The organism is Streptomyces sp. NPDC014882, assembly GCF_043081325.1.
Taxonomy (GTDB): domain Bacteria; phylum Actinomycetota; class Actinomycetes; order Streptomycetales; family Streptomycetaceae; genus Streptomyces.
Genome location: NZ_JBIBWL010000002.1, coordinates 110664 through 128426 on the forward strand (window position 1 = coordinate 110664; position 17763 = coordinate 128426).

Consider the following 17763-nt stretch of genomic DNA (forward strand, 5'->3'; position numbering starts at 1 on the left):
GCGTGACCGGCGGGCGCGTGACCGGCGGGGAACACCGCTTCAGCGGTATGAGTCCGTGGAACTGCGTCGCGCCCGAGCCTCCGACGTGCGTGAACGAAGGCGCTGGCCCCGCCCCTGCTGCGTGATCACGTCCATGTCACGCTCGCACCACGAAGTCCGAAGTGCTCCCACCGACCCGGTGCCCTGACATCAGCCTTCGTGGGGCACCTTGGGACGGGTGACCGGTACGACGGTGAGGAGGTCGTCCAGCCCTTTGAAGTCGTCGGGGTTGGTGGTGAAGAGGGGAAGGTCCTCGGCCACGGCGATGGCAGCGATCATCAGGTCGGCCACCCGTCGGCGCGGCTTGCGGCCGGCACTGATCACTGCGGCGCAGATACGGCCGTAGATGCGGGCCGCCTCGGCGTCGAAGGGGATGGGGTCGAACTCGTTCTCGGCACGTTGCAGAACATCGAGCCTGCGGGCACGCTCGGCGTGCTCGTCGTAGCCGCTCTGTTCGTCGTTGCGACGGACCTCGTGCGGACCGGCGGACAACTCGGCCAACGTGATGGCGGTGATCGCCATCTCGTCCGGCAGTTGCCCAGGGTCCACCCACCGGCGCAGGATCATGATGTTGGTATCGAGGAGTCCCTGCTCGTAGATCGAGCGGTCAGCGGTCATAGGGATCATCCACGCGGGTGTCGGCCGTGGCGTCCTGATCGGCTCGGAACGTGTGAAGGGCGATGTCGGGGGCGGACTTGGACATCGCGGCGAACTCCTGGCGGGAGACGAACCGGCGGCGTCGCCGCAGGGGGACGAGCTGACCGATCGGATGTCCGTCACGGGTGACGGTGAACGACTGGCCGCCCTGTATGGCGTCCATGATCTCCCGGGACCGGTTACGCAGATCCCGTTGGGTGATTTCGGGCTGAACGCTCATGACAACCACGGTAGCACCGGGTGCTACCAGGTGGCACACCACGCCGAAGACTTACACCGTCCCACTTGCCGGCCTGCTGCCTGCTCATTCACCCACTGAGGTTCTCAGGGTGGGTCGGTGTACCGGCGGCCAGGCCGGTGGCGGCGAGGCTGCCGCCGATCAGGTCGGACCGGGGGAGACGCACCTCGGGCTCGCTCCCGATGCGGTACCGCTCCCCCTCCATGACATGAATGGCCTACGGCTCAGATGTGGGACGTCAGACGCTGCGGCACTCAGCGGGCCGGTGCGGCCGGCGTGATGCCGAGCTGCCGCTCGGTGCGCTCCAGCCATCTCCGGTACCACCGGGTGAAGTCGTGCCCGGTCGGCTCGATGCCCCGGTCCGCCGGCCTCAGGTCCTCCCAGACGGTGCCCCGGTGCGGCCCCGTCATGACCAGCAGCGACGTGTAGCCGCAGCCCTGCTCGGCGAGGAACACCGCGCCCGCCTCCTGGGCGTCGTACAGCTCCTCGTAGCGCGCGTCCCACGCCGCGTGCGCGCTGCGGAACGCGTCGTCGTCCGTGAAGGCGTCCCGCTCGGGCTCCTGTGCGTCGAGCGCGTCGAGCTCGCCCTGCAGCGCCTCGGCCACGAAGGGCCGGCCGGCGAACCCGGCGGTGGTCGGCTGCCCCCGGTAGGCGAGACCGACGCCGCGCCACTGCCACCCGTCGTCGCTCGGGACCGGTGTCATCAGGCCGTAGTGGGGGCCGGCTCCCCCTGCCCCGACACGGAGGAGGAAACCGCGGTACTGCGCGGGCAGACCGACCCCCAGGTCCGCCTCCAGCGACCGGAGCCGCTCCTCGTCCATGACCGGGCCGAGGCGGAAGCCGTGCCCCCGCGCCCCGAACACCTTGTCCGCCTGCGGGTGTCCGGCCAACCGGAGCACCCGCTCCCGCACTCCCGCCCACGTGTCCTCGCTCATGCGCACACGCTAGGGAAACCCACACCGCGCCGGCACGGGGTTTTCCGGCGGGGCACGGGGCCGGCGCCCGTTGCCCCCTGCCGTGGTCGGCGGGCAAGGGGGGAGACATCCGGGCCGGGGACATCCGGACGAGTCGTGCCGCCGGCCGCGGTTCGTGGGCTTCCGGACGGGTCCCGGAAAAAAATCGTCGGCGCGTGTCGATCCGGCCGCCTCCCGTTCGACGTCATGATGTGCGGGGCCCACCGCACGACGGCACGACAGGAGCTGGTGAGGAACCCATGACCCCCCTGCTGAGAGTGATGAACTTCTGCGTCTCGAGTGACGGGATCGGTGCCGGTGAGCACCAGACGCTCGAGCGGCCGTTCGGCCATGTCGATCCCGGGAGGCTGTTCTCCTGGGCCGGAGCCACGGCGAGCTGGCCCATGCGCACGGATCCCGGGGGCAGCCGGGGCCTGGACGACTACTTCACGCGGGACTTCGCACGCGACATCGGTGCCGAGATCATGGGCCGCAACAAGTTCGGACCCCAGCGGGGGCCCTGGCAGGACCACGACTGGCGCGGCTGGTGGGGGGAGGAGCCCCCGTTCCGCACGCCGGTGTTCGTCATGACCCACCACGAGCGCCCGTCGTTCACGCTCTCCGACACCACGTTCCACTTCGTCGGCGGCGACCCGGCCACGGTCCTCGAACGGGCGCGGGAGGCGGCCCGGGGCAAGGACGTCCGGCTCGGCGGCGGGGTCACCACCGTCCGGCAGTTCCTCGACGCCGACCTCGTCGACACCCTGCACGTGGTGGTCTCACCGGTGGAGCTCGGGTCCGGTCTGCGCCTGTGGGAGTCCCCCGACGAGCTGCGCGACCGGTTCCACCTGGAGGTCGTGCCCAGCCCGAGCGGCGTGACGCACCACCTGTTCTGGCGACGCTGACGCGGGGGCCCGGCCGGTTTCGCCTCCGGGTGCTCCGGCCGGCCGGAGCACCCGCTCCCGCGCTCCCGCCCACGTGCCCCCTCCCCCCCCGTGTGGCCCCGCTCGTGCGCGCACGCCGGAAGGACGCGCAACGGCTCGGTCGGCCGCGACCGTGTACGTCCACGCGCCCGCGCGCCCGCGCGGCAGGTGTCCGGCGGGTGGCGGCAGGTGGCCGGGTCAGCGGATGTCGTGGTCGGGGTGGGTCCGGTCGTACGCGTGCCGTGCCTCGGCGATGGCGGCGCGGTGCGCGAGGGACCAGTCGGCGAGTGCCTTGACCAGGTGGGTCAGGCCGGCTCCCGTCTCCGTCAGGCGGTAGTCGACCCGGGCGGGGACGGTCGGGTACACGGTGCGCAGCACGAGGCCATCGCGTTCGAGCCTGCGCACGGTGAGCGTGAGCATGCGCTGGGAGATGCCGTCGACGGCCCGCTGGAGTTCACGGAAGCGGCGTGGCCCGCCGGCCAGCTCGACGATCACGAGCACCGACCACTTGTCGCCGATGCGGTCCAGGACGTCGCGGATGCCGCAGTCGGGGTGGTCCTCCCTTCCGCACGGGTCGAGTTCGGCGGGGACGACGGTTACCCCGGTGTGCGTGAGTGACATCGGAATGCCTTCTTGTCGGCGGTGGGCGCGCGGTCGAGGATCAAGCGTAGTTACCGATGAGAACCACGACGGAAGACGGCGATCGATCATGATTTTGGTGACCGGAGCGAACGGGAACCTCGGCTCGGCAACCCTCGCGGCGCTGCACGCCCGGGGCGCCGTCGCCAGGGGCGGCAGCCGCACGCCGGGCGAGGGGATGCGGCGGCTCGACTTCGACGACCGCGCGAGCCTCGATCTCGTCGGCGTGTCGACCCTGGTGCTCGTCTCGGCCGGCTACGCCGAGGACGACCGGGTCGTCGCCCGGCACGCGGCGGTCCTCGACGCCGCCGTCCGGGACGGCGTCGGCCACGTCGTCTACACGAGCCTGACCACGGCCGGCGACCATCTCGGTTTCGCCCTGGCCCACCGTGCGACCGAGCGCCTGGTGCGGGCGAGCGGGCTGGCGTGGACGATCCTGCGCAACGGCCTGTACGCCGAACTCTTCGGCGGCCTGCTGAGGTGGGACGGCCACGCGGTGGAGTCCGCTTTCGGGGACGGCGCCCTGGCCGCGGTCGTGCGGGAGGACCTGGCCGAGGCCGCGGCCGTGGTGGCGTCGGATCCCGTACGGCACGCCGGGCGCGTCCACGACCTCGTCGGCACCCCGGTCACGGCGGGGCAGGTGGCCGGCGGACTCGGCGTCGCGCATCGCACCATCGGTCTGGGTGAGTACCGGCGCAGGCTCCTCGAGGAGACGCCGGGACTGTCGGCGTTCCAGCCGCCGATGCTCGTCTCGATCGCCACGGGCGTCCGGCACGGCTTCCTGGACGGCACCGCGCCCGACCTCACCGACCTCCTGGGCCGCCCGGCCCGCGATCCCCTGGCCGCGGCCGTCGCCGCCGCGTCCGCCGTCAGGCCGGGGACGGCGGGCAGGTAGCGGCGGGCAGGCAGCGGCGGCGGCGAAACGCGTGGGAGGCCCGCGCCTCGTGCGACCGCGGTGAGCGCCTCGGAGAGGCTGCCGGAGACTCCCCCCGACGGGCCCTATCGCGGGGTCTGTGCCGCCACCACCTCGAATCCCTCGCGGTGTATCCGGTCCCTCCCCCAGGCGTAGAGCGGGCCGATCGCCTCGTTGAGGGTGCGGCCGTGCTCGGTCAGGGAGTACTCCACGCGGGGCGGGACCTCGGCGTAGACCTCGCGGTGCACGAGGCCGTCCTCCTCCATCTCCCGCAGGTGCTGGGTCAGCATCTTCTCGCTCACCCCGGCCAGCCCCCGGCGCAGCTCGGCGAAGCGGCGCACCCCGTGGGTGTCGAGTTCCCAGAGGATCAGCCCCTTCCACTTGCCGCTCACCACGTCGAGCGCGGCGTCGATGCCGCAGAGGTAGGGCCCCCGCCTCGGCGCCTTGGCCATCGCCGATCCCCCTTACTGAAAGGTAAGTACCGCAGAAAATAGTGGGTACTTCCGAGCCTAGCGGCGCTGTCCGAGCATGAAGGGGTGAACGGACAACAGCACCCCACCACCAGCCACGACACCCCTGTCACCGTGATCGGGCTCGGCCCGATGGGCCAGGCCATGACCCGCGCGCTCCTCGCCGCCGGCCACCCCGTCACCGTCTGGAACCGCACCGCCGCCCGGGCCGACGGCCTCGTCGCCGACGGGGCGACGCTCGCGGCGACCCCCCGCGAGGCGGTCGGAGCGAGCGGCCTCGTGATCCTCAGCCTCACCGACTACCGGGCGATGTACGACGTCCTCGACGGCGCCACCGCGTCGCTCGCCGGCCGCACCCTGGTCAACCTCAGCTCGGACACGCCCGACCGCACCCGCGAGGCGGCGGCCTGGGCCGCGGGCCACGACGCCGCCTTCCTCACCGGTGGCGTCATGGTCCCGGCGCCGATGGTCGGCACCGAGGCGGCCCACGTCTACTACAGCGGCCCCGCCGCGGTGATGGAGGAGCACCGGACGGCGCTGGCCCGGCTCGGCGCGCCCAGGTACCTGGGCGAGGACCCGGGCCTCGCCCAGATGATGTACCAGGCCCAGCTCGCGGTGTTCCTCACCACCCTGTCCGGCCTGATGCACGCCACCGCGATGCTCGGCACCGCGGGGATGAAGGCCGCGGAGGCCCTGCCGGAGCTGCTCTCCTTCACCGACTCGATCGGCGCCATGCTGCGGGCCGGCGAGAAGAACCCCGGCGCCGCACTGGACGCCGGGGAGCACCCCGGCGACCTCAGCACCGTCACCATGATGGGCGCCACCTCCGACCACATCGTCGAGACCAGCACCTCGCTCGGGCTCGACCTCGCGCTCCCGCTGGCCGTGCGGGCCCACTACCGGCGCGCGATCGAGGACGGGCACGGCGGCGACAACTGGACCCGCATCATCGACGGCATCCGCGAGCCCCGCTGACGGCACGCGGGTCCGGCCGGTTCCCGGCCCCGGCCGGACATCGGTCAGGCGCCGGTCAGGAGCCGGCCCGTCGCGCGATCCCGAGCCAGCCCGGTACGTCCACCTCCGCGCGGACCGTCTTGCCCGGCGCGGGCGCGCGGTCCAGCACCTCCCAGCGGGCGGCGACCGCGTCCACGAGCAGCAGCCCGCGCCCCGCCTCGTCGAGCGGGCACGGCGGGCGTACGGCGCCGGGGCCGGGCGGGCGCGGACCCGTACGGGTGTCGGTGACCTCGACCCGGATGCTTCCCGGGATCAGCAGGAGCCGCAGTTCGAAGTCCCTTCCCGGTACGCGGCCGTGCGTCACCGCGTTCGCCGCGAGCTCCGCCACGATCACCGCGACCGCGTCGGAGACGTCCGTGCCGTGCGGGACGCCCCAGCGTTCCAGCTGGTGCAGCGCGAGGTGCCTGGCCAGGCGGGCGCCCCTCGGGGTCGCACTCAGCCGCTGCGCGAACACACGTACGGTAACCAGGGGTTGGGGGTTGGGACGTACTGTCATGCCGCCAATGTGACGGGTCCCGAGGGTCGTTCACCAGGTCAGAGCCGCGTACGCTGCGCGAGCGTACGCGGTCACCGGGTGGACAGTACTGGTCACGGCGCGTGACCATGGGGCGCGGGAGGTGGCCATGGTGGTCGACGGGCAGACGGCGGGTGCGGGGAGCGGCGAGCCGGAGTCGTCGGACAGTCTGCGGACGTTCGGCGCGGTGGTCCAGGCCCTGCGCGAGTTCAATGGGCTGAGCCGGGAGGAGTTCGGCGGGCTGGTGGGCTTCTCCAAGCACACGGTGGCCTCGGTGGAGCTGGGCCGGCGCATGCCGGACGTCGACTTCGTCGAGGCGGCGGAGAGGGCCTTGGGGAACACGGGGGCGTTACGGCGCGCTGCGGAACACCTCGTACGGCAGCCTGGGCTGGCGGCTTGGTTCCGGCGGTGGGCTTCTATGGAGAAGCTGGCGATCACTCTGTACACCTACGAGTGCAGGATGATCCCAGGGCTACTGCAAACGGATTCCTACGCACGCCAGTTGTTCGTCGACGAACTTCCGCCACTGGACGACGAGCAGATCGAGGCCAGTTGGGCGGCACGAGCGGAACGACAGAAGCTGCTGCGAGACCGGCCCAATACCGCCTTCGGCTTCATCATCGAAGAACACGTACTGCTGCGTCAGACCGGCGGCAAGCAGGTCAGTTTCGGGGCCATCGAACACCTGCTGAACTTGAGCGATCTTCGGAACATCGAGATCCAGGTCATGCCTCTGGTGAGGAAGGCTCACGCCGGACTGCACGGATCGATGCAGCTGCTGGAAACACCGAAGCACAAGTGGTTCGCCTACATGGAGGCTCCCGAGACAGGACAACTCGTATCCGACCCGAAAGCGATCAGCGTGCTGCAACAGCGGTATGCCAGGATGCGTTCACAGGCTTTGAGCATCGAGGACTCCGTGAGCCTGTTGCATCGGATGCGAGGGGACCTATGAGCACGTCCGAACTGGCCTGGTTCAAGAGCAGCCACAGCAGCAGCGGCGACGGCGATTGCGTCGAGGTCGCACCGGACTGGCGCAAGTCCAGCTACAGCAGCAGCGGTTCCGGCGACTGCGTCGAGGTCGCCACCCTCCCCCAGCACATCCACGTCCGTGACTCCAAGGACAAGGACGGCCCCCGGCTGGCCCTCTCCCCCGCCGCCTGGGCGGAGTTCGTCGCCCACGCGGGCAGGTGATCGAGGGGGCCGCCCGCACCCGCACGGGCGGCCCCCTCGGTTCGGCTCACTTGCCCGGGCACTCCTTCCAGGCCATGTGGTACACCGTGCTGATGTCGCCGTCGGTCGAGTCCATGGTCATGAAGCTGACCTTGCCCGGCGCCGACGTGCCCGCGCTGACCCGCAGCTCGGTGTTGATGTTGAAGTTGCGCTGGACCCCGCAGGGCGCCCACACGAGCTGCGCCCAGTCCGTCGAGTCGGTCGCCTGCCAGTTGTCGTCGTAGGCGCCGGTGAAGGTGTGGTTCTTGAACACCGTGCCGGACGAGCCCTGGAAGTAGTACGAGGCCCGCTGCACGGCGCTCGCGCCGGGCTGGAGCAGGGCGTAGCCCCGGTAGTCCGCGCTGGCGATGGCGTAGGTGAAGCCCTGCGGGACGTGGACGACGAGGTTGAGCTGGCAGTTCTTGCGGAACGCCGTGGGGTCGGAGGTGCCGCCGGCCTGGGCGAGGTAGTCGCTGTAGGTCACGGTGAAGGCGGTGTTGTCCTCGGACACGGCGACGGCCGCGGTGCCCGCCGGGCAGCCGGAGCCGTTCACCGTGGCGACGTCGATGACGATCCGGTCCGGGGGCGGGTCGACGAACCCGGAGGACGAGGCCGGGGCGTGCGCGGGAAGCGCGGAGGTGACGAGAGCGGCGACGGCGCCGCTCAGAAGGAGCCCACCTGTCATGGTCTCTCCCTGTGTCGGGGGGGGTGGCTGAGCCCGCCCACCACACCAACTCCGTGAACAATCAATGGAGTTGCTGTGAAGGGGGCGGGCGTTCGCATCGTAGGGAGCCGCGCGGGACGCGCCCAGGACGAACTCCGGCCATTCACCCCGACCCGTTCACACCGGCACCCCGAGGCCCCGGCGCCTCCTCCTTCTCCGTGACCGTTCCTGTTCAAACCGTTGACACTCGGCACACCCGCTCCTAGGGTCACGCAAACATTCCGACCATGTGTCGAAATTTCGAACAGTGGAAGGCCAGCACCCTGAGCACCACCGGAACCAGCACCTCTGTGACCGGAATGCCGTAGCGCGGCGGTCGCGCGTACCCACAGGTGCAGACCGGCGAGGGCATCGCGAGCGTCGACCAGACCCGGATGCCCGGCCGTACCGCCGCATGCCGCCCGATCCCCCGCCCCGCCCTCCCCCGCGGTCCGGTCCGTCCGGCGCGCCCGGATCCCCCGCACGGCGCGGCGAACCTGGCTCCCTCAACGACGAGAAGAACAAGGAACGATCACCATGCGCACTCGAAGAGCCGCCCTCGGCATCATCACCGGCGCCTCCCTCGCCCTCGCCCTGTCCGCCTGCGGCACGGAGAGCGCGGCCGGCTCCGGCTCCGGTTCCGGGGACGGCACGATCGGGATCGCCATGCCGACCAAGTCCTCCGAGCGCTGGCTCACCGACGGCAGGAGCATGGTCAAGGACCTCGAGGCCAAGGGGTACCGGACCAAGCTGGTCTACGGGGACGACGACCCGCAGGCCCAGGTCACGCAGATCGCCGACCTGGTCGAGCAGCGCGTCGACGCGCTGATCATCGCGGCCATCGACAACAAGTCGCTGACCGGCGTGCTCCGGCAGGCCGCCGACGCCGGCATCCCGGTGATCTCCTACGACCGGCTCATCCTGGGCAGCAAGAACGTCGACTACTACGTCTCCTTCGACAACGAGCAGGTCGGCCGCCAGCAGGCCCTCCACATCATCGACCGCCTCGGCCTGGACGACGGCGAGGGCCCGTTCACCATCGAACTGTTCGCCGGGTCGCCCGACGACAACAACACCAAGTACTTCTACGAGGGGGCGATGTACCTCCTCCAGCCGTACCTGGACAGCAGGAAGCTGGTCGTGCGGTCCGGCGAGACCAGGCTCGAGAAGATCACCACGCTGCGCTGGGACGGGACGACCGCGGAGTCGCGCATGAAGCGCATCCTGTCCCGGTCGTACGACGGCGAGACGCTCGACGCGGTCCTGTCGCCGTACGACGGCATCTCCCTGGGCGTCCTGTCCGCGCTCAAGTCGTACGGCTACGGCTCCGACGACAAGCCCTTCCCCGTCGTCACCGGCCAGGACGCCGAACTCGCCTCGGTGCGCTCGATCATCGCCGGTGAGCAGTCGCAGACCGTCTACAAGGACCTGCGTCAACTGGCCACGGTCGCCGCGAACATGGCCGACGACATCCTCAAGGACAGGACGCCGAGGATCAACAACAGGCGGAGCTACGAGAACGGCGTGAAGCCCGTGCCCGCCTACCTGCTCCAGCCGACGAGCGTCGACAGGAGCAACTACGCCTCCGCCCTCGCCGGCTACTACACCGCCGACGAGCTCAGGTAGTGGCGGCGGCCACCGGTCTCCCCGTCCGCCGGGCCGGGGAGACCGTCCGCGGGCCGGCCGATTCCTAGGCTAGCCGGATCACGTTCCAGGACAGCGGCTCCAGCGTCGCCCGCAGCGTCCCGTCCGTGACCGCCGTGCCGTCCACCGCGTGCGGGACGACCCGCTCGGGGTCGTCGAGCGTGTTGCGGGCGTCCGGGTCGGCGTCGGCGAGCGCGCTGTGCTCCAGGAGGCGGGAGACCCCGAGGCCGTTCAGGGTCACCTCCAGCGGGAGCGCCTCGGTGCGGCCGCGGTTGACCGCGAAGACCGTCACGGAGCCGTCGTCCGCGCGGACGGCCGTCGCGTGCAGCAGGTCCGCCTCGCCGTACTTCCGCGTGTCGTACGTCGGCGAGTCCACCCGGACGTCGAGGACCTCGCCCCGCCCGTGGCGCGACGCCTGCGCGAACGGGAAGAACGTCGTCTGGCGCCAGGCCGGGCCGCCCGGCTCGGTCATGATCGGCGCGATGACGTTGACCAGCTGGGCCAGGCAGGCGACGGTGACGCGGTCGGCGTGCCGCAGCAGGGCGACGAGGAGGGAGCCGAGGACGACGGCGTCCAGGACGCTGTAGTTGTCCTCCAGGAGGCGGGGGGCCTCGGGCCAGTCGTCCTGCGCGAACGTCGTCGCCTGCTCCTGCCAGCGGGACATGTACCAGACGTTCCACTCGTCGAAGGAGAGGTTGATCCTCTTCTTCGACTTCAGCCGCGCGCCCACGTGGTCGCAGGTCGCCACCACGTTCTCGATGAAGGACTCCATGTCGACGGCGGAGGCGAGGAAGGAGTCCACGTCGCCGTCGTGCGGCTCGTAGTAGGCGTGCAGGGAGACGTGGTCGACCAGGTCGTACGTCTCCGCCAGGACCGTCGCCTCCCACGCGGCGAACGTCGGCATCGACTGCGCCGAGCTGCCGCAGGCGACGAGTTCGACGCCGGGGTCCTGCTGGCGCATGGCGCGGGCGGTCTCGGCGGCGATCCGGCCGTACTCCTCGGCCGTCTTGTGGCCGGTCTGCCAGGGGCCGTCCATCTCGTTGCCGAGGCACCACAGCCGGATGCCGAAGGGGTCCTCGTCGCCGTGGGCGGCGCGCAGGTCCGAGAGCGCCGTGCCGGAGGGGTGGTTGGCGTACTCCTGGAGTTCGAGGGCCTCGGCGACGCCCCGGGTACCGAGGTTGACGGCCATCATCGGCTCGGCCTGCGGGCCGACCTTCCGCAGGAAGGCGATGTACTCGGAGAGGCCGAAGCGGTTGGTCTCCGTGGAGTGCCAGGCCAGGTCCAGGCGGCGGGGGCGGTCCTCCACCGGGCCGACGGAGTCCTCCCACTTGTAGCCGGAGACGAAGTTGCCGCCGGGGTAGCGGATCGTGGTGACGCCGAGTTCGCGGACGAGGTCCAGGACGTCCTGCCGCAGGCCGGCCTCGTCGGCGGTGGGGTGGCCGGGCTCGTGGATGCCGGTGTAGACGCAGCGGCCGAGGTGCTCCACGAAGGAGCCGAAGAGACGGGGGCTGACCCGGCCGACGGTGAAGGCGGGGTCGAGGGTGAAGCGGGCGGTGCGCATCTTTTCCTTCCGCAGGCGGGCTCGTCCGGGTGACGCGGGGGAGGAGGGCCGGGAGGCCGGCCCGCACCGGAGGCGAGCGCGCCGGCTCCGGGTCGTCCCGTGTCCCGCCTCACCGTCCGGTGGTGTCCGGCTCACCGATGTTCGGTATGCCGGATCCCGCTCGTCACTTCGAACGGGACCGTAAATTCGATGCGCCCCCGGGTCAATGGTTCCGACAGGACTCGCGGCGACCTCGGGGCGCGGGACCGACAGCGCTTTCCGCCGTACGCCCGCTTCGCCCCGCCCCGCGCCCGATCGGCGCCCGGTTCCCCGTGACGGGGACACGTCCGGCCGCGTAGCCTCGGAACGGCTGCCGCGGGGCGGTGGGAAGGGAGAGCGGATGGACATCGCGGGCGTGCGCACGACGGCTGCCCGGATCGCCTCGGCGCTGCGGCGCGCGAGAACCGGCCCCGCCATGCGCCGGCTGGCCGGCGAACTGGCCGCCGCGCTGCGGGCCCGGCCCCGGACGCCGGTCGGCGTGCGCGAGATCGCCCGCGCGCTGTGCGAGGAGATGGCGGCGCTGCGCGGCGGGCGCCCCGTCGAGCTGCGCTTCGAGCGGTTCCCCGACGAGATCGAAGTGACCGGCCTGTGGGTCGAGTTCGAGGACTTCGACCTCGTCATCGTGGAGGAACGCGCCGAGGAGGTACAGCAACTCGTCATCCTCGGGCACGAGTTGTGGCACCTGCACGCCGGACACGACCACCACCGCACCGCCGGCACGGCGGCCGCCCGCGCCCTCGCCGTACGGCCCGCCTGGCGCGACGTGGCCCTCGCGGTCGCCGCCCGCAACGGCTCCCGCGCCCAGGACGAGGCCCGGGCCGACGACTTCGGCCACCGGCTCGCCGCCACGCTGCGCCCCCTGCTGGACGGCGGCGCCGGCACCGCCGCCACCCTGGAACCCGTGCAGCGCTCCCTGGGCTACCGGGGACGCGGAGGCGGTGACCGGCGTTGAGCGCCCCGGCCCCCGCCGCGGCGCGGCTCGCCGAACCGCTGGCCGTGACCCCGGCGGGCTTCGTCAACGAGTTCTACCCCTCCTTCTGGTGGATCCCGGCCGGGATCCTCGCGGCCGCCCTGGCGATCAAACTGCCCAGCATCATCCGGCTGTGGACCGACCCGCTGCTGCGCGCGGTCGGCGGCCTGCTGCTGCTCGCCTGCGCGGTGTTCGTGTTCGTCGCGCCGTCGACGATCGCCTGGGTCAACCGGGTCACGGGCGTGCCCAACATCTCCGGGCCCTGGGTGTACTCGCTGCTCACCGCGTTCTGCGGGTCGTGCCTGCTGCTGATCATCACCTGGCGCAACGGCCTGTCCGACCGCTCCGCCCGCACCCGCTCCGCCATGCGCTGGGTCCTGGGCACCTACGCCGCCGTGATCGCCGCGCTGTGGGTGCTGTTCGCCCTCGCCGAGATGCCCGAGGAACGGCTGCGGGACCTCGACACGTACTACGCGAACACGCCGTACGCCCGTGAACTGATCGTGCTCTACCTGCTCGCGCACACCACGGCCACGCTGGTCACCAACGCGCTGATCTGGAACTGGGTGCGCGCCGACGGGCTCGACGCCCTGCTGCGCTGGGGGCTGAAGTTCCTCGGCGTGGGCTACGCGCTCCAGCTGGTCTTCGACGCGGCCAAGGTGACGGCCGTGGTGAGCCGTTGGACGGGGCGGAACCTGGACTGGCTGAGCACGGCCGTGGCGCCGCCGCTGGCCTGCCTGTCCGCCATCCTGATCGCGGTGGGCTTCATCCTTCCGCACGCCGGCCAGTACCTGCACGACCGCCGGCAGGTCAGGGACGCCGTGCGCGAACTGCGGCCGCTGTACGCGCTGATGAAGACGGTCGTCGGCGGCGGCGTGCCCCGCGTCCTGCGCTCCTCGCCCGAACTGCGCCTGATCCGCCGGGAGACGTTCATCCGCGACGGGCTGCTGTCACTGGCCCGGTTCGTCGACGAGGACCTGCGCCGACGGTCCCACGACGCCGCCCTCGCCCTCGGCTTCCCGCCGGACCGGGCGAAGGCGCTGGCCGCCGCGGTGACCGTGCTGGACGCGGCGGACGCCCGCAGCCGCGGACACGAGCGCGACACCGACGACGAGGCCGGCACGACCGACCTGCTGCGGGACATCGGCGCGGTGTCGCGCGCACTGCGCCGGCCGGACACGGTGCGGGCGGTACGGGAGGCCGCGGTGCGGGCGGTGCCGGAGCGGGCGGTACGGGAGGCCGAGGTGCCGGAGCGGGCGGTACGGGAGGCCGAGGTGCCGGAGAAGGCGGCCGTGCCGGAGGGGGCCGCCGCGGGGGCGGGGGACACCGGCCGGGCTGGCACCCCGGCCGGCGGGGCCCGCCCCGACGCCCCGGCGGGCGGCGCCCGGTGAGAAGGGCCCGCACGGGTGGAGCCGACACGGGTGGCGCCGACACGGGCGGGACGGGCTGGACGGGGACAGAGGGGACCTGGGCGGACGGGACCGAAACGGACGGGACCGGGGCGGGTGGGACCGGCACCGGAAGGATCGCCATGGGCAGGACCAGGACGGGCGGGACCGGCACGGGCGGGGCCCGAGCCGTGCGGTGGACGCGGCTTCTCCATGCGGTGTCCACCGGTCCCGCACACGCGTCGACAAAGGCCGGATCTGGTGGGCGCGGGGCTCCCCGCCCCAGGTGAGGCACGGGGAGCGGGCGCCGGGCGGCGAAGCTTTTCGGCCAACGGCTCCGGGGCGCCGTACCCCGTTCATCCGTTACAGCCGCTTCCTCCCGGCCGAGTTCGCGCCGAATTCTCCCGCCCGCGCGGGTGAAGGTAGCTGAAACGGCGAGGGACTTGGCATATTGCACGGACCGAACGCCCGCGCAGCCACGGGGAGAACCGTGCGTACGAACAGGGAGATGCGTCGCCTCGCCGACACCCTCATCGCCCCCATCCGGGTGCCGGTCCCGGCCGAACCCGAGGTCCTGTTCGACGCGGTCGTCGCGGCGGCCGCCCACTGGCGGGGCCGCGAGATCGTCGTGCACCGGGCCGTGTTCCCGCCCCACACCGCCAGCGGGCTCTGGCTGGAGGGCGAGGACCACGACGACGTCGTCATCGACGAACGGGCCGCCGTCTGGCACCAGATCGTCATCTTCTGCCACGAGGTGTGGCACATGCACCGGCGGCGCGCCGACGCCGTCCCCGGTGCCCCTCCGGCCGCCGCCGCCCGCAGCGACTTCACCCTCTCCGACGAGCAGGAGGCCGACCGCTTCGGCATGCTGATGGGCCGTCGGCTGCGCACCTGGCTGGAGGCGTCCGCCGACTCCGTGTACGCCGACCGCGGCGACGACACCCAGGACATCGCCGGGCGCATCGGCGCGGCCCTCAACTACCGTGGCACCCGCAGGTGAACGGAGCCCGCAGAACCCGCAGATGAACGGACCCCGAAGGTGAACGGCCTACCCCATTACGTCAGCGCCGCCGTCCTCTGGCTCGGGCTGCTGGTGCGGGCCCCCGACCTGCTGCGCCACCGGCACGACCCCTATCTGCGGTCCATCTGCGCGGTGCTCGGCCTGGCCGGGCTCTGCTTCCTCCTCGGGGCCCCGCCCACGGTCGGCGCCGTCAACCGGTTCGGCGCGACCCCCAACCTGGCCGCGCCGCTGACGTACGCCGCGATCACCGGGTACAGCGCCGCCTCCCAGGTGCTGATCGTGCACTGGCGGGGCGGACCGCGGGTGCGCCGGACGGCCCGGCGCTGGATCCTGGCGTACGCGCTGGTCGTCCTCGGCATCGTCGCGATGTTCGCCCTGGGCGACGCGCCCGTGGAGCGGCGCGTCGACCTGGACACCTACTACGCGAACACGCCCTTCCTCCGCGAGATGATCGTGCTCTACCTGCTCGGGCACCTCGCCGCCGTCGGCGTCACCACCGTGTCCGCCCTGCGCTGGGCCCGCGAGGTACGGGGCTGGCTGCGGGCGGGCCTGGTGACGCTGGGCTTCGGTTCGCTGTGCGGGGTCGTGTACAGCCTGGCCAGGCTCACCGCCGTGACCGCCCGCTGGACCGGCCACGACTGGTCCGCCCTGGTCACCGACGCCTCCCCGGCCGCGGCCGGGCTCGGCGCGGTCATGACGGTCGTCGGCGTCCTCGTCCCGCTCGCCGGGCCCCGGCTGGCGGAACTGCGGCGGACCCGGCGCGCCTACGCCCGCCTCGCGCCCCTGGAACGCGAACTGGACGGCGTCCTCACCCGCCACGCCCTGCGGCTGCCCCGGCCGTGCTGGGCCCGGCCCGCCACCCGGCTGGTGTGGCGCCGGACCAGCATCCACAACGCGCTGACCCACCTGGACGCCTACGTCGACCGCGAGCTGTACGACGCGACGCTGCGGGCCGCCCTGCGCCGCACCGGCGACGCCGAGCGGGCCGCCGCGACGGCCTGGGCGACCGTCATCGCGGCGGCCGTGCGGCAGGAGGCACACGCCGGGCCGGACGACGGTGAGAGCCGCTCCGCCGGGGAGTCCGCCTGGTTCCTGGAGCGGGCGCCGGACCCGGCCGCGCTGGCGCGCATCGCCGACGCCCTCGCCGGCGACCCCCTCGTCCGCGCCACCACCGCCCCCGGGGCCGGGGCCGGGGCCGCACCTGAGGCCGGGACCGCGGCCGATCGTGTCCCGGAGCCCGCGACGGACGCCGTGCCGGACGCCGTGCCCGGGGCCTCGGCCGGGAAAGGGGCGGAGGTCGTGCCCGCGTTCGTGCCGGAAGCCGTGCCGGAAGTCGTCACGGGGGTGGTGGCGGGGGCCGTGGCGAACGGCCGGCCGGTGTGCGCCGAGGGGAGGCCGACCGCGTGAGCCTCGTCGTCTACCTCGCCGGCGCCGTCCTGCTGCTCTCCGCCGCCGTGCTGTTCCGCCGGCCCCGCTCGGCCGCGCGCAACCCCCTCACCGTCTCCACCTGCGTCGCGATCACCCTGGGCGCGCTCGTCTTCGTCTGCTCCGCGCCGGTCACCCTGGCCGCCGTCAACGACCTCACCGGCATCCCCAACTTCGGCGCCCCGCTGACGTACGGCATGCTCTCGGCGTACAGCTGCTCGCTGCTGATCCTGCTCGCCTACTGGCGGGGCGGACCGCCCGAGCGGGTACGGCGGCAGGTACTGGGCGGCATCGCCGTGTACGGGCCGCTGATCGTGGCCGTGATCGTGCTGTTCGCGCTGGCCGACGCGCCCGTCGAGCGGCTCACCGACCTCGACACCCACTACGCGAACACGCCGTACATGCGCGAGATGATCGTGCTCTACCTGCTCGGACACACCGCCGCCATCGTCGCGATGGCCGTGGTGTGCGTGAAGTGGGCCCGGGAGGTCACCGGCCTGCTGCGCACCGGGCTGCTGCTGATCCTGGTCGGCGCGCTGCTGGACCTGCTCGGCTTCCAGCTGACCAAGTACACGGCTGTCGTCGCCCGTTGGACCGGCCACGACCTCGACTTCCTGTCCACCGACGTGGCCCCGCCGATGGCCGCCCTCGGCGCCCTGCTCTGCTCCGCCGGCTACGTCCTGCCCCGGCTGCTGCCGGCGGCCGTCGCCCACGGACGCGGACTGCGGGACCACCGGCGGCTGCGGACGCTGTGGGCCCGTGTGGGGTTCGTGTCGGTGGCCCCCAAGCCGCCCGTGTCCTGGTGGCGGCTGCCCGAGGAGCGGCTGCACTGGCGGGAGGTCGCCATCCACGACGCGCTCCTCGCCCTCGCCCCCTACTTCGACGACCGGGTCCGGGCGCGGGCGCTCGCCGCGGCCCTCGCCGAGGGGCGCGGCGCGCACGAGGCGCGGATCGCCTCGGAGGCGGCCATGCTCGCCGAGGCCGCCCGGCGGGCCGCCGCGCGCGAGGCGCCGTGCGCGACGGCGAGCACCCACCGGCTGCACGCCACCGAGGTCTCCGGCGCCGCCGGGCTGGTGGAGCTGGCGCGGGAACTGGCCCGAACTCCGGTGCCGGACACGGCGGGTGAAGGTACGGTGAAAGCCTTCCATGGCTGAATGCCGGGTGCGGTGGCGCGCCCGCACGGCTGAACGGCCTGGTGGGCGGGTCCCTTCGCGGCGCACGGGCCGTGCGGGCGGTCCCGCGGTGGCCGAATGCCCGCCCTCGTGAGGCCTGCCCCAGCCGAGACACCCGCCGTGCCTGCTGTGCTCGCTGTATCCGCTGTATCCGCTGTATCCGCTGTGCCTGCTGTGCCCGTCGTGCGGGTCGCGCCCGCCGTGCCCGCCGCGTCGGACCCGTCCGCCCCGTCCGCCCTGTGTGCCTTCCTGGCCGAGCACGAGGAGC

19 protein-coding genes are annotated in these 17763 nt (G+C 72.6%); 11 read left to right on the forward strand and 8 right to left on the reverse strand.

All coding sequences use genetic code 11. The annotated features are described in order from the left end of the window. Positions 1 to 189 precede the first annotated feature (189 nt). From ACF09K_RS05135 to ACF09K_RS05145, 3 genes are all read right to left on the reverse strand, one after another. Positions 190 to 657, reverse strand: coding sequence for a type II toxin-antitoxin system VapC family toxin (locus ACF09K_RS05135; RefSeq protein WP_392241133.1), 468 nt, complete (start codon positions 655 to 657; stop codon positions 190 to 192). Further along, a complete protein-coding gene (locus ACF09K_RS05140; RefSeq protein WP_392241134.1) occupies positions 647 to 916 on the reverse strand; it encodes a type II toxin-antitoxin system Phd/YefM family antitoxin in 270 nt (89 codons plus the stop codon). The genes ACF09K_RS05135 and ACF09K_RS05140 overlap by 11 nt, the downstream gene beginning before the upstream one ends. Before the next feature lie 272 nt (positions 917 to 1188). After that, positions 1189 to 1869, reverse strand: coding sequence for an SMI1/KNR4 family protein (locus ACF09K_RS05145; protein ID WP_392241135.1), 681 nt, complete (start codon positions 1867 to 1869; stop codon positions 1189 to 1191). A 278-nt stretch (positions 1870 to 2147) separates the two neighbouring features. On the opposite strand from ACF09K_RS05145, the gene ACF09K_RS05150 reads away from it, so the two are divergent. After that, on the forward strand, positions 2148 to 2792 hold the full coding sequence (locus ACF09K_RS05150; RefSeq protein ID WP_392241136.1) for a dihydrofolate reductase family protein: 645 nt from the start codon (positions 2148 to 2150) through the stop codon (positions 2790 to 2792). Between the two features lie 216 nt (positions 2793 to 3008). Here the strand turns inward: ACF09K_RS05150 and ACF09K_RS05155 are convergent, their stop codons facing one another. After that, entirely contained in the window at positions 3009 to 3431 is a 423-nt protein-coding gene (locus ACF09K_RS05155) for a winged helix-turn-helix transcriptional regulator (RefSeq protein WP_392241137.1), read from the reverse strand. An 88-nt stretch (positions 3432 to 3519) separates the two neighbouring features. On the opposite strand from ACF09K_RS05155, the gene ACF09K_RS05160 reads away from it, so the two are divergent. Continuing rightward, on the forward strand, positions 3520 to 4344 hold the full coding sequence (locus ACF09K_RS05160; RefSeq protein WP_392241138.1) for an NmrA family NAD(P)-binding protein: 825 nt from the start codon (positions 3520 to 3522) through the stop codon (positions 4342 to 4344). A gap of 104 nt (positions 4345 to 4448) precedes the next feature. Here ACF09K_RS05160 and ACF09K_RS05165 read toward each other — a convergent pair whose 3' ends face one another. After that, positions 4449 to 4814 carry a winged helix-turn-helix transcriptional regulator gene (locus ACF09K_RS05165; protein ID WP_392241139.1) on the reverse strand — a complete coding sequence of 122 codons (366 nt, stop codon included), beginning with the start codon at positions 4812 to 4814 and terminating at the stop codon, positions 4449 to 4451. 84 nt (positions 4815 to 4898) lie between these two features. Between ACF09K_RS05165 and ACF09K_RS05170 the strand changes: the two genes are divergently transcribed. Continuing rightward, positions 4899 to 5807 (forward strand): NAD(P)-dependent oxidoreductase, encoded by a 909-nt coding sequence (locus tag ACF09K_RS05170; protein ID WP_392241140.1) that lies wholly within the window; start codon positions 4899 to 4901, stop codon positions 5805 to 5807. A gap of 55 nt (positions 5808 to 5862) precedes the next feature. Here the strand turns inward: ACF09K_RS05170 and ACF09K_RS05175 are convergent, their stop codons facing one another. Then, positions 5863 to 6342, reverse strand: coding sequence for an ATP-binding protein (locus ACF09K_RS05175; protein ID WP_392241141.1), 480 nt, complete (start codon positions 6340 to 6342; stop codon positions 5863 to 5865). 127 nt (positions 6343 to 6469) lie between these two features. On the opposite strand from ACF09K_RS05175, the gene ACF09K_RS05180 reads away from it, so the two are divergent. Both ACF09K_RS05180 and ACF09K_RS05185 read left to right on the forward strand, forming a co-directional pair. Beyond that, entirely contained in the window at positions 6470 to 7315 is an 846-nt protein-coding gene (locus ACF09K_RS05180) for a Scr1 family TA system antitoxin-like transcriptional regulator (protein ID WP_392241142.1), read from the forward strand. Next, a complete protein-coding gene (locus ACF09K_RS05185) occupies positions 7312 to 7554 on the forward strand; it encodes a DUF397 domain-containing protein (RefSeq protein WP_392241143.1) in 243 nt (80 codons plus the stop codon). The genes ACF09K_RS05180 and ACF09K_RS05185 overlap by 4 nt, the downstream gene beginning before the upstream one ends. Positions 7555 to 7600: 46 nt before the next feature. Here the strand turns inward: ACF09K_RS05185 and ACF09K_RS05190 are convergent, their stop codons facing one another. Continuing rightward, positions 7601 to 8257, reverse strand: coding sequence for a DUF4360 domain-containing protein (locus ACF09K_RS05190; RefSeq protein ID WP_392241144.1), 657 nt, complete (start codon positions 8255 to 8257; stop codon positions 7601 to 7603). A 555-nt stretch (positions 8258 to 8812) separates the two neighbouring features. Here ACF09K_RS05190 and chvE point away from each other — a divergent pair. Beyond that, on the forward strand, positions 8813 to 9901 hold the full coding sequence (gene chvE, locus ACF09K_RS05195; RefSeq protein WP_392241145.1) for a multiple monosaccharide ABC transporter substrate-binding protein: 1089 nt from the start codon (positions 8813 to 8815) through the stop codon (positions 9899 to 9901). Positions 9902 to 9965: 64 nt separating this feature from the next. Here chvE and ACF09K_RS05200 read toward each other — a convergent pair whose 3' ends face one another. Next, the gene (locus tag ACF09K_RS05200; RefSeq protein ID WP_392241146.1) at positions 9966 to 11480 is read right to left on the reverse strand and encodes an alpha-N-arabinofuranosidase; all 1515 of its coding nucleotides are present in this window, start codon (positions 11478 to 11480) and stop codon (positions 9966 to 9968) included. Between the two features lie 379 nt (positions 11481 to 11859). On the opposite strand from ACF09K_RS05200, the gene ACF09K_RS05205 reads away from it, so the two are divergent. From ACF09K_RS05205 to ACF09K_RS05225, 5 genes are all read left to right on the forward strand, one after another. Then, positions 11860 to 12471 carry a toxin-antitoxin system, toxin component family protein gene (locus tag ACF09K_RS05205; protein ID WP_392241147.1) on the forward strand — a complete coding sequence of 204 codons (612 nt, stop codon included), beginning with the start codon at positions 11860 to 11862 and terminating at the stop codon, positions 12469 to 12471. 44 nt (positions 12472 to 12515) lie between these two features. Beyond that, positions 12516 to 13880 carry an MAB_1171c family putative transporter gene (locus ACF09K_RS05210; RefSeq protein WP_392241629.1) on the forward strand — a complete coding sequence of 455 codons (1365 nt, stop codon included), beginning with the start codon at positions 12516 to 12518 and terminating at the stop codon, positions 13878 to 13880. A 487-nt stretch (positions 13881 to 14367) separates the two neighbouring features. Next, a complete protein-coding gene (locus tag ACF09K_RS05215) occupies positions 14368 to 14877 on the forward strand; it encodes a toxin (protein ID WP_392241148.1) in 510 nt (169 codons plus the stop codon). 39 nt (positions 14878 to 14916) lie between these two features. Then, the gene (locus tag ACF09K_RS05220) at positions 14917 to 16305 is read left to right on the forward strand and encodes an MAB_1171c family putative transporter (RefSeq protein WP_392241149.1); all 1389 of its coding nucleotides are present in this window, start codon (positions 14917 to 14919) and stop codon (positions 16303 to 16305) included. Next, positions 16302 to 17477 carry an MAB_1171c family putative transporter gene (locus ACF09K_RS05225; RefSeq protein ID WP_392241150.1) on the forward strand — a complete coding sequence of 392 codons (1176 nt, stop codon included), beginning with the start codon at positions 16302 to 16304 and terminating at the stop codon, positions 17475 to 17477. The genes ACF09K_RS05220 and ACF09K_RS05225 overlap by 4 nt, the downstream gene beginning before the upstream one ends. The last annotated feature ends 286 nt before the right edge of the window (positions 17478 to 17763 follow it).

What these genes read in the sequence shown, in the direction of transcription:
- ACF09K_RS05135 (WP_392241133.1), bottom strand. Translation starts at nt 657, where the DNA reads ATGACCGCTGACCGCTCGATCTACGAGCAGGGACTCCTCGATACCAAC.
- ACF09K_RS05140 (WP_392241134.1), bottom strand. Translation starts at nt 916, where the DNA reads ATGAGCGTTCAGCCCGAAATCACCCAACGGGATCTGCGTAACCGGTCC.
- ACF09K_RS05145 (WP_392241135.1), bottom strand. Translation starts at nt 1,869, where the DNA reads ATGAGCGAGGACACGTGGGCGGGAGTGCGGGAGCGGGTGCTCCGGTTG.
- ACF09K_RS05150 (WP_392241136.1), top strand. Translation starts at nt 2,148, where the DNA reads ATGACCCCCCTGCTGAGAGTGATGAACTTCTGCGTCTCGAGTGACGGG.
- ACF09K_RS05155 (WP_392241137.1), bottom strand. Translation starts at nt 3,431, where the DNA reads ATGTCACTCACGCACACCGGGGTAACCGTCGTCCCCGCCGAACTCGAC.
- ACF09K_RS05160 (WP_392241138.1), top strand. Translation starts at nt 3,520, where the DNA reads ATGATTTTGGTGACCGGAGCGAACGGGAACCTCGGCTCGGCAACCCTC.
- ACF09K_RS05165 (WP_392241139.1), bottom strand. Translation starts at nt 4,814, where the DNA reads ATGGCCAAGGCGCCGAGGCGGGGGCCCTACCTCTGCGGCATCGACGCC.
- ACF09K_RS05175 (WP_392241141.1), bottom strand. Translation starts at nt 6,342, where the DNA reads ATGACAGTACGTCCCAACCCCCAACCCCTGGTTACCGTACGTGTGTTC.
- ACF09K_RS05180 (WP_392241142.1), top strand. Translation starts at nt 6,470, where the DNA reads ATGGTGGTCGACGGGCAGACGGCGGGTGCGGGGAGCGGCGAGCCGGAG.
- ACF09K_RS05185 (WP_392241143.1), top strand. Translation starts at nt 7,312, where the DNA reads ATGAGCACGTCCGAACTGGCCTGGTTCAAGAGCAGCCACAGCAGCAGC.
- ACF09K_RS05190 (WP_392241144.1), bottom strand. Translation starts at nt 8,257, where the DNA reads ATGACAGGTGGGCTCCTTCTGAGCGGCGCCGTCGCCGCTCTCGTCACC.
- chvE (WP_392241145.1), top strand. Translation starts at nt 8,813, where the DNA reads ATGCGCACTCGAAGAGCCGCCCTCGGCATCATCACCGGCGCCTCCCTC.
- ACF09K_RS05200 (WP_392241146.1), bottom strand. Translation starts at nt 11,480, where the DNA reads ATGCGCACCGCCCGCTTCACCCTCGACCCCGCCTTCACCGTCGGCCGG.
- ACF09K_RS05205 (WP_392241147.1), top strand. Translation starts at nt 11,860, where the DNA reads ATGGACATCGCGGGCGTGCGCACGACGGCTGCCCGGATCGCCTCGGCG.